The organism is Ruminococcus albus AD2013 (assembly GCF_000526775.1).
Classification (GTDB): Bacteria; Bacillota; Clostridia; order Oscillospirales; family Ruminococcaceae; genus Hominimerdicola; species Hominimerdicola alba_A.
In genome coordinates this window covers 165,006-178,516 of sequence record NZ_JAGS01000005.1, presented here as the reverse complement: position 1 = coordinate 178,516, position 13,511 = coordinate 165,006, and the positions used below count along the sequence as shown (strand labels likewise).

The 13,511-nt window shown below is 35.5% G+C and carries 13 protein-coding genes; 7 read left to right on the top strand and 6 right to left on the bottom strand.

What is annotated here, in order from left to right:
* Positions 1-47: 47 nt before the first annotated feature.
* From N773_RS0118265 to N773_RS21590, 3 genes are all read right to left on the bottom strand, one after another.
* Positions 48-923 (bottom strand): DUF2971 domain-containing protein, encoded by an 876-nt coding sequence (locus N773_RS0118265; RefSeq protein WP_024859082.1) that lies wholly within the window; start codon positions 921-923, stop codon positions 48-50.
* A 17-nt stretch (positions 924-940) separates the two neighbouring features.
* On the bottom strand, positions 941-2,578 hold the full coding sequence (locus N773_RS0118260) for a DUF262 domain-containing protein (protein WP_242840457.1): 1,638 nt from the start codon (positions 2,576-2,578) through the stop codon (positions 941-943).
* A 256-nt stretch (positions 2,579-2,834) separates the two neighbouring features.
* Positions 2,835-4,652: a CHAP domain-containing protein gene (locus N773_RS21590; protein WP_024859080.1), complete on the bottom strand. Its 1,818-nt coding sequence runs from the start codon at positions 4,650-4,652 to the stop codon at positions 2,835-2,837.
* Between the two features lie 330 nt (positions 4,653-4,982).
* On the opposite strand from N773_RS21590, the gene N773_RS21585 reads away from it, so the two are divergent.
* Entirely contained in the window at positions 4,983-5,951 is a 969-nt protein-coding gene (locus N773_RS21585) for a helix-turn-helix domain-containing protein (protein WP_024859079.1), read from the top strand.
* Positions 5,952-5,999: 48 nt separating this feature from the next.
* Here the strand turns inward: N773_RS21585 and N773_RS0118245 are convergent, their stop codons facing one another.
* The 3 genes from N773_RS0118245 to N773_RS0118235 all read right to left on the bottom strand — a co-directional run bounded on the left by N773_RS0118245 (position 6,000) and on the right by N773_RS0118235 (position 9,130).
* On the bottom strand, positions 6,000-6,824 hold the full coding sequence (locus N773_RS0118245) for a hypothetical protein (RefSeq protein WP_024859078.1): 825 nt from the start codon (positions 6,822-6,824) through the stop codon (positions 6,000-6,002).
* A 341-nt stretch (positions 6,825-7,165) separates the two neighbouring features.
* Positions 7,166-7,939 carry a hypothetical protein gene (locus N773_RS0118240; RefSeq protein ID WP_024859077.1) on the bottom strand — a complete coding sequence of 258 codons (774 nt, stop codon included), beginning with the start codon at positions 7,937-7,939 and terminating at the stop codon, positions 7,166-7,168.
* Between the two features lie 45 nt (positions 7,940-7,984).
* Positions 7,985-9,130, bottom strand: a complete 1,146-nt coding sequence (locus tag N773_RS0118235) for a winged helix-turn-helix domain-containing protein (RefSeq protein WP_024859076.1) — start codon at positions 9,128-9,130, stop codon at positions 7,985-7,987.
* Positions 9,131-9,385: 255 nt separating this feature from the next.
* Here N773_RS0118235 and N773_RS0118230 point away from each other — a divergent pair, with 255 nt between their 5' ends.
* From N773_RS0118230 to N773_RS20700, 6 genes are all read left to right on the top strand, one after another.
* On the top strand, positions 9,386-9,904 hold the full coding sequence (locus N773_RS0118230; RefSeq protein WP_347495547.1) for a hypothetical protein: 519 nt from the start codon (positions 9,386-9,388) through the stop codon (positions 9,902-9,904).
* Between the two features lie 310 nt (positions 9,905-10,214).
* The gene (locus N773_RS0118225; protein WP_024859074.1) at positions 10,215-11,135 is read left to right on the top strand and encodes a hypothetical protein; all 921 of its coding nucleotides are present in this window, start codon (positions 10,215-10,217) and stop codon (positions 11,133-11,135) included.
* A gap of 124 nt (positions 11,136-11,259) precedes the next feature.
* Positions 11,260-11,490, top strand: coding sequence for a type II toxin-antitoxin system Phd/YefM family antitoxin (locus N773_RS0118220; RefSeq protein WP_013483442.1), 231 nt, complete (start codon positions 11,260-11,262; stop codon positions 11,488-11,490).
* A complete protein-coding gene (locus tag N773_RS0118215) occupies positions 11,474-12,037 on the top strand; it encodes a type II toxin-antitoxin system VapC family toxin (RefSeq protein WP_024859073.1) in 564 nt (187 codons plus the stop codon). Before N773_RS0118220 ends, N773_RS0118215 begins: the two co-directional genes overlap by 17 nt.
* A 10-nt stretch (positions 12,038-12,047) precedes the next feature.
* A complete protein-coding gene (locus tag N773_RS0118210) occupies positions 12,048-12,800 on the top strand; it encodes a GNAT family N-acetyltransferase (protein ID WP_024859072.1) in 753 nt (250 codons plus the stop codon).
* Between the two features lie 56 nt (positions 12,801-12,856).
* Entirely contained in the window at positions 12,857-13,402 is a 546-nt protein-coding gene (locus N773_RS20700) for a TMEM175 family protein (RefSeq protein WP_013483446.1), read from the top strand.
* Positions 13,403-13,511 lie beyond the last annotated feature (109 nt).

The window sequence follows — 13,511 nt, the reverse complement described above, 5'->3', positions numbered from 1 at the left end:
TATCACCTCCAAAAAGATCATTGATGCGAATTGAGAATATTGTTGTGTCACGCATGACACAGAACGATTCCATTATCCTTTGAAATCTTTACCAGAGACTTGTATACTTCTGAACTATGATCCATATTTTCCCCTGTTATAATAGTATGCGGCTTAATAAAGGGGTAGTTTCTTCCCTTTTCTTCTTCAGAAATTTCAGTGTTAAATCGTATAAGTCTCCATTCGCCTTCTTTAGAATATGGCAGCATATCCTTGGTCAGACATGATAAATGATGCTTTTTAGTATAAGAATCAAATGATTCATCATCCCTGTAATCTTCTGAAGAAAAACATATATCCGTACATTTATTTCTGGATTCTACGTACCGAACAGGGTAAATGAAAAAACCTAATTCAAGACTGCGAACAATTAATTCATTTGTATCGAAGACGGCACAGAAACCTTTTGAATGATCAGCATATTCCTCCCACATTTCTTCTGAATAATTCTCGGATATACAGGCAATTAATGCTTCATCCCTAAATCTTTTACTAAATTCTATGAAATCCGGGTGAGAGTCCATTGTCTGCCCAATTTTATTGTGAAAATCGTCTGTCATAAACGGAAGCAACGGCTCATATTCATCACGCTTATATACTTCAACAAAATACTTTGAAAGAGACTTGTTGTCGGAAATATATGCACAATCTCCATTGTCATTATAACCCGATGGACGACACATATATATTTCTGAATTTCTTATTGCTTCAATTGAGTGCGGTCTCGGACGATAAAACTTGTATAGTCTTGTATGTTTTTGAGCCAAATTACCGATTAGTTTAACAGCAGTATCAACTTTATTGTCTTTCAGAGCATATTCGACAGCTGATTTTCTTAGATTCCATTCTTCACGAGACATGTATTTAAAATATTTTTTATCCATTTTCTATCACCTGTATCTTACGTTTTATCAGTATTAGTTAAAATCAATCTATCTTTCAGCTCGTTTGATAAAGCTTCAAGCCTTTGATTGAAGAAAGTCATGTAATCATTATTATTTATTCCTGATGTTTCAGGATCGCCAATCAAATGTGACTTTAAAGAGGAAGCCAGGTCATTATTTGTAGCCTGATACTCTCCGATATACTTTGACGGTGCTCTGTCACGAATGGATCGCTTATTAAGAAAATCATCAACGATAGTGATGTTAGCTATGTGATTTACAAGCCATTCCGGAACATCCGGCTGATTCTTTTTCATGTAGGCCTTCGGGAAGAAGTGATGATAATTCTTGCTGGTAGCGATTTTTAACCAGGAATTGTCAATGGTGACAAGAGAATTATCAATGAACGATTTAGGCTGCTGATACGCAAGTATACAGAGTAATCCTTTGATATAAGCAGAACCTACACTGAAACTTCCTCTTGATTTTATGCTTTCCGGTGAAACATCAACGGATTCTTCATAATCCAATTGTTCTTCTGCAAGGATCTTATCTATACGCTCAATATCCTGTGTTAGCTTTGATTCTGATGCGCTTGAAAACCTTTGGTTTATGATACAACGCCAGAAGTAGTCCTGAAGAAGCTTTTGCTGCTCTCCAACGGGTTTATCCTTATGGTTATAGAAATAATATGTGAATGGAACAAGAAGTGAATCGTAAGGAAGGATCTGTGAAACAGGGATACGATAGAAAGAACGGAAGTAATCTACAGCACTTTCAAATGCACTTATAACATCATCCCATTTTTCAATAAAGGATTCTTTTTTTAGCTTGAGGATTCTTTTTTTTGTACAGTCTTTTGCAAGACAAACTGAAACTGACTGAAGAACGGTAGAACTTGAAATGGTTTCATATCCGATATTTGAAAGCTTATCGATAAGCTCATCATATTTTTCTGATAAGTCAAATTGTTTCTCTTCGTCATAAGTTTTTGCAACCATAATTTCAAACAGCGTCAGAGATTTACCACCTACATTGATTCTGGTGAATATTTCTGTTGCAATATCAATAGGTGCGTTCTCAACTTCAATAGTAGCATACTGATATGTTTGGAATGAAATTCTGTATTTGTCGATTTTCTCTCCGTAGTCCGGATACTGCTGATACACTTTGTATCCACTGTTAAGGAGCGAAACGATACTGATAATATCTTTTTCATTATGCCCTTTGGTATCTGTAAGAACAATCTGTTCGTCGGTTTTAGCTGACAAATCAATATAGATATTGCTGTAATCCACTTCATTACCGGATTCGTTAATTATCTTGGCTCCTTTTAACGCAACATAAAGACTCGTCATGCGCTGCTGTCCGTCAAGAACATACTGAACCATATCACCGGCAGGCGTATCAGGAAAACTCATTTCTCCAATATTACGAACACTTCTTAATCTTTCGTTGGTTTTCCAAATGATAAATGAACCTATCGGATAACCTTTGAGGATACTATCAAGAAGTCCTGCGGTTTCCTCTATACTCCAGACAAATTTACGCTGAAACTGCGGAATTTTGATGCTCCCCTGTTCTATCTTAGCTATAAGGCTTTGATAGTTCATTGAATCAGGCTTGGACTGATAAATATATTCTGAATTAGGCATGGTTAAGTTCCTTTCTGCATTAGTGTGAATCACATATATAATAATTATATCACAAAGTACTAAAATTGTCAACGAGTTAACTTGGAAAAATTGGTTAATTCGCTAATTGTTTTGAAGCCGAATATAGTTCACAAATACATACTCGGTTAAACTGATTAAATAGAAAACCCGGCATTGCGAATTCACTACAATGCCGGATTGTTCAGATTTTAGTCTTGGTCACTATGTTTTCTACATTATCAAAACCAATCGAGATTTACTTTATGACTATTTCAAAAGCTCTTTTGTTTATATTGCTTGTATCCCATTCTCCGTTGACTCTAGCGCAAAGAACTACTTTATAAGTACCAGAAGGGATCTTTCTAGAAGTGTATGTGTTCGAATTTCCCGGCATATAAGCATGAACCTTCCATTTGCCAGCCAGAAATACAGCTATACCGTATTTTTCAGCACCGTCAACAGGCGTCCATTTCAATCTGAACTGTCTGCCCTGAACTTCTGTAGTTACTACAGGATATTTCTTTTTCGCAGGAGCTTGGACAGCATGTACTACGTTATCGATATAGGAATCACTGCATACAGAGCATGTGTGAAGATCGTAGCCTACCTGCGTGGTGGACGGAGCAATTGTATTAACGGTGTACTTATGACCGGTTGCAGGGACACTTTCAGTGTAAGTATTTCCACAAGAACAAGTATAAACTTTCATACCTTCTTCAGTACAGGTTGCTGGTATGATTTCTTCTGTGTAATCGTGCTCATGCTTTGGTTTAAATCTGCATTCGATTTTTGTTGCACCACTTTCCTTGGAACTTGTCCATCCGCTCTTCTTTATGTACTTATATAGCTCTATTTTTATTCGGTCCTGATAGACATAATGTTTATACCAGGCTTTGCACCTATAATCATGATAACCCCATGTGCCGTCACATTGTTCCCCGGATTTACAGAAAACGGGACTGCCACCTGACCATGCAAGTACATAATAAGGATGACCATTATCATTTCCGCTTGATGTTACATGAATCCACTCATTAGGAAGCGGTATCTCATCGTAATGAGAGAACTTAGAAGTTTGTTCGTAATTGCCCTCACTTCCTATCTTCGCTCCAGGAATACACCAATGATAATAATACTCTCTTACAAGTACTCTTGAATCGGATGTGGCAAGTTCATTGACTGATGTATACTGACTCCCGGAATTCTGCCATTCGTTTTTAACTTTCTCAGTTTTTGTCCATCCTTCTCCGGGAGAGTCCTTCTGTGTCTTTTCGTATATACTGTTATACTCTATAGTGTATCTATCAGAATCTACTTCCGCTGGAAGACCATCACAATAGTACCACCCATCGTCATTGAGCGACGGAGAATCAGTATACTGATCCTTATATTCATCATTACATTTCGTGCATTTGTGTAAGGTGTATCCCTTATCTATAAAGGAAGGTGCTACAACAGTCTTAACATAGCTGTGACCTGTGGCAGGAATGCTTTCGGTATACGATGAGCCGCACGAACAAGTATAGGTACGTACACCTGCATCGATACATGTCGGCTGCTTAGTTACTGAGCTACCGTAGCTATGAACATGAGGCGTTACCCAGTCAGGTCTTATATAGCCCCAATATGGATTCGAAAGACCGGTATAATGATAAGTAATCTTCTCTACGGAATGAAAGTTAAAATTCTGGTGGTAATGGCATCTATCTGCCTCATAAATCGCAACATGACCTAACTGATTGCCGCTACTTCCGGAAAACACAAGTATATCACCGGGTTGCGGAGTGCCACCCTTAACACGCGTCCAGCCCTGAGGGAGATTATTCGTGGCATAGTCCTTTCCGTTTCCAGTCGCCACAGTCACTCCAAGATACGAATAATACGCTTTGATTAAATCGACGCACTGGGCTCCGTATACCCCATCATAATCCACTGATTTACCGACCATGCTTCTCACCCAGTCAAGAGCTTCTGCCTGTGTGTGAGCAGTATAAGCATTGGCTTTTGACGGAAAAATAGCAAGACTAACTATCATCATCAACGCCATAACCAAACTCGATAATCTTTTTTTCATTTTAGTCCTCCTAACATTGTTTATTTTTGTTGTGCCTTGATATAAAGCCCTTATTATTAGGTGTCGTCGTATCATCCTCCCTTCGCTTGACATTTTCATACAATAGTATATAATGTATAGTAAAGTGGTATTTCAATTTAATTCCTGTACATAGTGTACCATATTTTGTTATAGATTATATTCACCTATTTACTTTCACCATACTTGGTAAAAGAGTAAAAGATTACATCTGGAATTCTACACTTTTCTTTTCTTGAGCTTGATTGTATTATAGCACATTATTAGGCTCAAGTCGTCAAGTAATACTTGACTTTTTATGGGGGGCTTAATATGTCAATAAAACAAAAATTCATGAAAACTTTTTCAGTATCACAGTATCCGGACAGTTATGAATATGAAATAATATTGCGCCTACGTAATTGTTCTATTTGCTCAATAATTTCTGACATAGTAAATTACTTCGATCATAATGTATCTTCCTCTGACAATACCCTTGATGACTTAAAAAAAGAATTACAAAAACTTCAATGTTATTATCGTGAGATCGAATCTAATGCTCAAAAAGTATTCGGCCTATGTTATTCTAAATGTATTCCGTGTGCTGAATCCTCAAATGAGATTTACGAAATCCTAGAAGATGTTCACCGATATAAAAAAATTTTTGATAAAATATTCGAGGAATGGAAAAAATCCCTCAATAAAACTATTCCATTATTAAATAGTATATCTAAAGACTTAAACGACTTTATAGAATTACTGATTGATAGATATGATGCTATTGTTTATCTATTTGAGAATTATTTTAACATCTTTATTGAAAAACCTGCCCGTGAAATGCTTAACTTGATTAAAGCGTTACAACAGAATGCGCACAAGGATGGTTTTTCAAGAAATAGACACAAACATCTAAATCTTTCTGAAACTGACCGTACAGAATTTTATAATCTCTCTCATACCATGTCGTTCAATTCGCTACTACTTAAGTATATCGATGAAGCCGGAATGACTGATGCAAATGTATATAAAGCTGCAGGAATTAGCAAGCAAGTTTTTTCTTATATTCGTAATAATAAGCTTCATTCTTTAAAAAAGGAAAATATTGTATCTATTTGTATCGTCCTAAAGTTAGATATGGAGAAGACGCAAAGGTTGCTTGCAAGTTGTGGTTACGGCTTATCAGAGTATGTAGCCTTCGATAAAATTATCAGTTTTTGTATAAGTAACGATTGTTATGATGTTGATGAAATTAACGAGTTACTTTACGAATACGATCAACCAACAATTTGTGGTACAACATAACGATTATTATAAAAGGATCTCACAAAAATGTGAGATCCTTTATCTTCGTTATGGTTTCACCAGCTTGCCTTTTTTCAGAAGTTTCAACATATACACATTTTGTTCACTTCTCCCCGAATAGCTTCCATATTTTGCTACAAGATTATTAGCATTATAAATCTTCCGCCTAAACGTCAAGCTAGTATCCTTTACGCCTATTGATTTCAAAGCATCCACCACGCTCGTGTACGACGATTTACAAGCTTTATAGTAAACCTTTTTTGCTTTCTGCTTCTCTTCCTTCTTTGCTTTTTCGTCTTCGAGGGCCTGAATATAACGTTTGTATGCGGCATCAAGTTTTTCGTCAGCTGGCTGTAACTCAATAAGAATGTTACCACCCTTATGTATTCCCAGGAAAAGAGTAACTTTGAAACCTCTGGTTTTGTATTTCTCTGAAAGCTCCGTAAGTTTTACTCGTGCCTCTCTGCACTGTCCTGCGTAGTTTCCAACTCCTGAGAAAAGCGAAGTGAAAATGCCCAATGGAGATTTGTATCCAAATTTCTTCAAAATACCGTTACCTAAAGATGTAAGGTACGAGGCGGGTTTTAGGCCTATCCCTAATTCCATCTGCTTACAATACTGGCAGAACGCGTCAATATCATCATCTGAGTTCATTTTGAATGTTATCGAATTGGAAACAACCCAAAATTTCGATACATACACACCGTGACTACCGCTTCTTTTGCCAGGTGTATAATCGGAACTTGCAGCGCTTGCTGTGATAACTGTCGATGCGCAAATGTTGTTGCTGTTTCCTGTCGGAACACTACCAATCATCATTGTTCCCATCATTACAACTGCCAGGATACCGCTAAAAAATTTTTTAACTAACATTTTTAATTCCCTCCATTAAATTTAAGTATTATAACGTTATTACGATACGATAATTTAGGTTTTCACCTTCCTTCAATTATATGTTTCAAGACTACTACTTCAGTCTTTTTGCCATTTTCCCCATCTTTCTTGATCTTATTATATCACATACTCATAAAACGTGACAATATCACGAAATCTGACCACAACAACACTATTTCTTACCACTTTTCTTACATATAATACTTTTACTGTTTTTACTAAAAACAAAAAAGAACCTAACGCTAATTATGTAGCGCTAAGTTCTCTATAGAATCTTTTCTTATATTAAACCGGTTTGATTTATAGATTATAAAAATATACTAATTATCTCTGCTCGCATATCTGCTGTTAGTAACGATGAGTTTAAAATCATCTGTCTTATCAAGCTTATCAACGACTTTCGACTTGATTATTCCTGTTATTGTACTTGAATATATTTCAAAAAGTTCCTCGGAAACTTCTTTGGGAGCACATCTCAGTAGAATTTCTAAAGTACCAACATCACAAAATATGCGATTATTCAGAGGATAATTATAGTCATTATCAATAGCCTTATGATGTTTTTCCGGATTTTCCAGCAGCATGTGCATATCCTCAGGGGCACCGCTTTGTACATCGTAATACATGATCTCAAAGCCAAAAAGATCTACATCATAATAGGATTCCAAGAACAGTCTGGCAAACTTTTCGTTCCGCTGAAGCAGAGTCTGTGATATCATTTTTCCTGAATGCTTTGCGAAATCAAAAACAGCCGCTTTAGCTTCTTTGATGTTCTCATAACCTATAAATAACAGTAAACCCGGTTTGTAGTCATCCCCGCATAATTCAAGATATTTCAATTTGCTATCCTCATTGTATGTCGCAAATAAGCGAAATTCTGAATCTTCCGTTTTGATGTGTTTGATTACTTGTTGTCCAGTTAATGGATGATCATACGTATACATATTAGATCTGTAACTGTATAATATTTTCAATGCATTTTCGTCTGTATCACACATATTATTAATTTCAAATTTGCCCGGCATATAACAGAGAGGAACTAATATTTCGTCACAAAACATAAATTCTTTAAATACTTCATCTGAATAATACATATAAGTACCTCATTATTGTATCAATGCATCAATTCAAATAAGTTTTTATAAAAGGCCTTTAAGGATCTCATCTTTTTTAAAAGGTCTGGTAAATTTGCCATTGGAATAATCAATGAATTTCTGTTCCCAGCCATCTTTAAAGACTCCCCTTTTAATGACCTGATTACCGTTATCCTCGCAGTTATGAAGTATATCATCAATATTCATGGATAGATGAGCGTAAAGTTCAGGCTGTTTATTCTTGCAAACTATAAAGCTTGGACGATCATCATCAGCCCATTCATCATCAGGAATATAGTACGTTCCGTCTTTATCAATCTTATATTTAGAAAAAAGCGGAATATACATATCAACCTTGATCGTTTCTTTGTCAGATTTATCATCAGGGAACTTACACTGCAGATAAGCATTAGATAAAGCAAAATCAGCCAGATATACATTAAAATCAGCATCTTTTATAACTCCGTCTTTGATTAAATTCATTATTACCATTAGTCGTGTGAAGTTATACTGAAACGGATTTGTGCGATCAACATTATCCGCTGAATAGCGTGGACGTAGCTTATAGTTTATCATCTCACGCATCTGATCAGATTCCGGATTCGCTAATACAAGATCTATTCTTTTACCACTCAAAGCGCTTCTAAAATATTCTTGCCAGGTTTCTTCATAGTTTCTTCCAATACGGCCTGATGCCAGAAACGTTGTGCCTGCATAACATATTTGGATGATATGCGATGCATCAAGCATACGATTTTTCAGCGAGTATTCTCCGTCAAGGTTATCCAGCTCTTTTCGAGTTGAAATGTAAATGTTATTTTTGATGTCGATGCTGCTGTTAGGAGTTTTAAATATCCATTCAGGTGGAGCTTTTTGAACAGGGGCCTTTAACATATATCCAACTTTACGAGAATTTTCTATAAAATGATTTTCTTCATCTCCTATTAAATTTCTAAGTTTTTTAATAGGAGCGTAAAGGTTTTCTTTTCCATTACCGTTAACGTTAGACTCTCCCCATATTTCTTCTACTAATTGATCGTAGCCAATCACTTCATTTGGATTATTATAAAAAGCTTTAATAAGGTTGCATTGATATCCGTCTGTAATTTTTTTTACGTTATGAGTGCTATTATAATAGATATTTAATTCTGTCATGTCAACATACACATCATTGGTGAACCAAACGCCCATTTTCATTTCCTCCATTCTTATTGTATAACATACTATAAAGTAATGACATTTAGGTTTATTTTCATTATATCATTTTATAGTTTCATTTTCAATCTAAATTGCAAATAAAACACTTATACATCTTACAAGATTATAGTAAACAATTTAAATAAATATATTGACTTATTTGAAATTTTGTGATATAATCACTAAGGATATTTTTGGTAATACCCAATATTTTATGAATAGGAGTCCTAGATATGAAAAAAAAAGCTACTGAGCGCAATACTGGCTTTAGCCATTGTTACAGCACCGTCACTCGGATTTGTAGAAAATACTGATTCTCTTGCACCTAACTGTCAAATAACAGCCTCAGCTGCACAGGCCAAATCAGGCTGGGTTAAAGAGGGCGATAATTGGTATTATTACATTGGTGGTTATAAAGCAAGAAGCAAATGGATACAAAGTAAAGGAAAATGGTATTATTTAAAATGGAACGGCGTAATGGCAACTGGTTGGGAAAAAATAACAGGTTACTGGTACTATTTTGATACAGTAAATGGAGATATGTATTCCGGAAGATGGCTTGAAAAGAAAATAAGTCCTAAAAAATCTGATTGGTACTATTTAGGGAATAGCGGAATTATGTATGCTAATCAATTTTTATTTTATAATGACAAATGGTATTATTTTGATAAGGACGGCATAATGCTCAAAAATAGGATGAACTATTTCATCCCTAATCACGGAATATGGAATTTTCATGCAGATGGACATGGGGAAAGAAAAGCATAATCTACAGATACCACATCCTCAATAATTATTTTTACATTTGAAAAAAACCACTGCAGTATTGTCCCTAAACGTAGCATTGTTTAAGGTATCTGATAAAAAAATGTTAATAAGCAAAGATGGACGGATATGATATCTGTCCATCTTTTTTATATAGAAATAATGAAGGTAAAAGAAAGTATCTAAAAGAACTACTTGAATCATCATTACAATAGTACTGTGTCAAGCGTGACACAGTACCAACTGCATGTTGATTTTTTTCTCAAGTATGTTATAATTATTTATATAAACTATTGAGCGAAGGAGAAATTTTATGGAACAAGTAATACTTAAAGATTTGTTTCAACAAAGAGATGATCGAAGCACAAGCCTATTTAAATATGCAATAAAGCAGCTTTCACGCTGTCGATTTTCTTGCACGGAAGAACGTTGTGAGCTGATAGCTCTTTACAAAGAAGAGAAATATAGAGTGATCGTTACAAATGAAGTATCTTTACAGGAAATCCGAGAACGTATATTTTTGTTTAGCATCAATGATGAACCCTCCGTGAAATATTTTATTGAAGCTATGATGCTGTTTATAATTGAAAATTCCGAAAACACTTTAATGTCTGCACTTAAAAAATATAAAAATAAAAACTATATGCCGGGTAAAAAGTACAATGATAAATATTATTATAAGTTTTATAGCAAAACTCCGTTGAAATCTTCTTTGAGGGATTCATATAACGCTAAATGGATAGATTATGAAAAACAACTTGAAAACGGAAATATCATCTTTGATGAATTAGGAGTTGCAGGATTATTTGCAATGTCTGGTGATACTTTATTCAAGGCTTTCAATGAAGTAGTCAAGGAATGTTATGGAGGCAGTTTATTTATTTTAAGGTTACTGGATGATCAGGAATATTTCTGTGATGGCAAAGAAATAATAGGCGAAAGGTTTGAAGTTATTAAAAAATATGATTTAGAAAATCCCAAAATAAACGAAATCGGGGACTTTGTAAAGGAAATGATAAAAGAAAATACGAGAAAGCACGAATTGTTGCTGGCAGAAAAAGATAATAAAATAAACGAACTAAATCACGCTCTGTCTGAACTTCGAGAAGAGAATACTGCTCTATTTAAAATTGCATATAGAATTCGTTCCCAGAGAAATATAATTATAGGGCTAGTTCTTTTAGTTCTTTTAATGTTCTATATTATACCAACAATACTACAACTATTCTTATAATTATTTAAAAGGAAGATTTTCTCATTTCCTTACTTAGAATGTGTCACGCGTGACACAAATCACTTTCATTGACTTTTCCCCTATAAAGTGGTATAATGAACGAGAAAGAAACGGAGGAAAACATATGATGATAGCGACTGCCACAGATATGCAGCTTAATTTCAGCAAGTATCTTCAAGCTGTTCAGCAGGGGGATGAGGTAATAATCCTAAAAAATGGAAAAGAAGTTGCAAGACTTATCCCCTATGATGCCAGCATTTCTTTCCTCACTGATTCTCTTATGGGAATCTTGCAGAATGATTATGAGGACAAGGCTATTCATGCAGAAAGGACAGATCATGAAGATCTTAGTTGATACGGGAACAATTCTTGACGTGCTTTGTAAACGCCCCGAACACTTTGTCGTCTCATCAAAAATATGGAAATGCTGTGAGATTGGTCTGACCGAAGGGTACATTTCTGCATTGTCTGTTCCCGGCATCGAATATATTCTCCGTAATGAATTCGATAATATAAAAGCGGCGCAGATAATAAAACAGATAACATTTATCTTTAAAGTAATAGAGCTAAAACCTTCCGATCTGAGAGACGCCTCTGAAATGTATTATTCCGACCTTGAAAATGCTGTTCAGATGTGTCAGGCTAAAAGAATGAAACTGGATCTTATTGTAGCAAAAAAGCCTGTATATTTCAGGGACAGTAAGATTCCGGCATTAAAACCTGAAAAAATTCTCGAAGAAATTACAGGATATGCTTTGAAGGACGGGACAAAAGCTACGAGTTCTCCTTATCACTATGGAGCAGCAAGTATAACATCATCTAAAACCTATTCAATAGATGAGATGCAGATAAGCTTTGATGATTATCTTAACGGAAACGTAGAAGAGTATAATTGCGGATAAAGGAAGAAACATGAAGATATTATCAAGTTCAGAATGGGCCGTACAATGCGATATGTTGAGTTCGTATAGTAAAATAGTAGATAAACTTGTTGAAGAAAAGAAAGAACACCTTGATACGATCCAAACATATAAAAAGGTATGTGAGTTATTGGCTGCTCACAAAAATTACAGGCTTTGTACTATTACTAATATAAAGGACAAAAACAGTGAAGCTTCGGAAAATGGTCGTGATACAATAGTAATATTGGTAGACAGACGAAAAGAAGTTTCAAATGATTCTTTGCGAAGTTATCCCCTGAATTTGAATACGCTGATAAACAACGGCGGAGAAATTGAATTGTATGCCATCAATTCTGATATGTATTATAGTATTAAACATCAAACTGAACTCTGTGGTAAAAGTAAAATCCCATACATAGAAGCTTCAATCGATTATTCTGTAGAGGAAACAACAGTTAGAATCGACGAATTTCATAGCAGAGTTTCTTTTTATGATTACAGAGGGAAAGGATACGGTTCCCTCTTATTAGATAGTATGGTTTCTTTTCTTAAAGATGAAGAAAAGAAAAAATCTCCGTCTATACCTATTAAACTCATCGGTATGCTTTCCTACGTAGATATAGATGAAGAAAAGGATATCGAAATCAGGAACGGTTTCTATGAAAGAAAAGGATTTAAGCTGAAGAACATGAGCAAAGACGGCAAGGATGGAAAAATAGAAGCTATGCTTGAAGATATCAAGACAAAATCAAGGAATAAATAAAAGTTACATATTATAATATATAACGGCTGTGAAAACAGAGATAGGAGGTTTCAGCTATGGAGAAAAACAGACTTGAAGCGTTTAGCGATGGAGTGCTGGCAATCATTATTACTATCATGGTTCTGGAATTAAAACAGCCTGCGGGTGACAAGCTCAGCGATCTTTTTGATCTTGCGCCAACACTGCTTGCGTATCTGCTCAGCTTTGTGTTTGTGGCGATCTACTGGGTAAATCATCACATCATTTTTCACGATGTTAAGACTGTAAATTATCCGATACTCTGGTGCAATATCGCATGGATGTTCGTTATGTCATTCATTCCATTCACAACCGCCTGGATAGGTGCGCACCCAACTGCTTTTGCTCCCGTATCATTGTACTTTCTGGATATGCTGCTGGCTTGCCTGACGATCCACCTTCTGATATATCTCATCGCCCGTGAAAACGGAACGGCAAAGGACTTCAAGCTTGGTCCGCGCAACATTATCAGCATTGTTACCTATACATTAGCGTCATGCCTCGGCGGGTTCTGCCCGAAAGTGGCATATATCATCGTAGCCGCAGTATCAGCGTGGTGGATATTCCCGGAAAGAAACAGATGAAAAAGCATTTTTCTCTCACTAAATTATTGTCGAATAAGAATACCCCCGCATACCGGTGATGCGGGAATTACTCATTTCTCTACGCTGATCGTCACGACCAATTTGATAA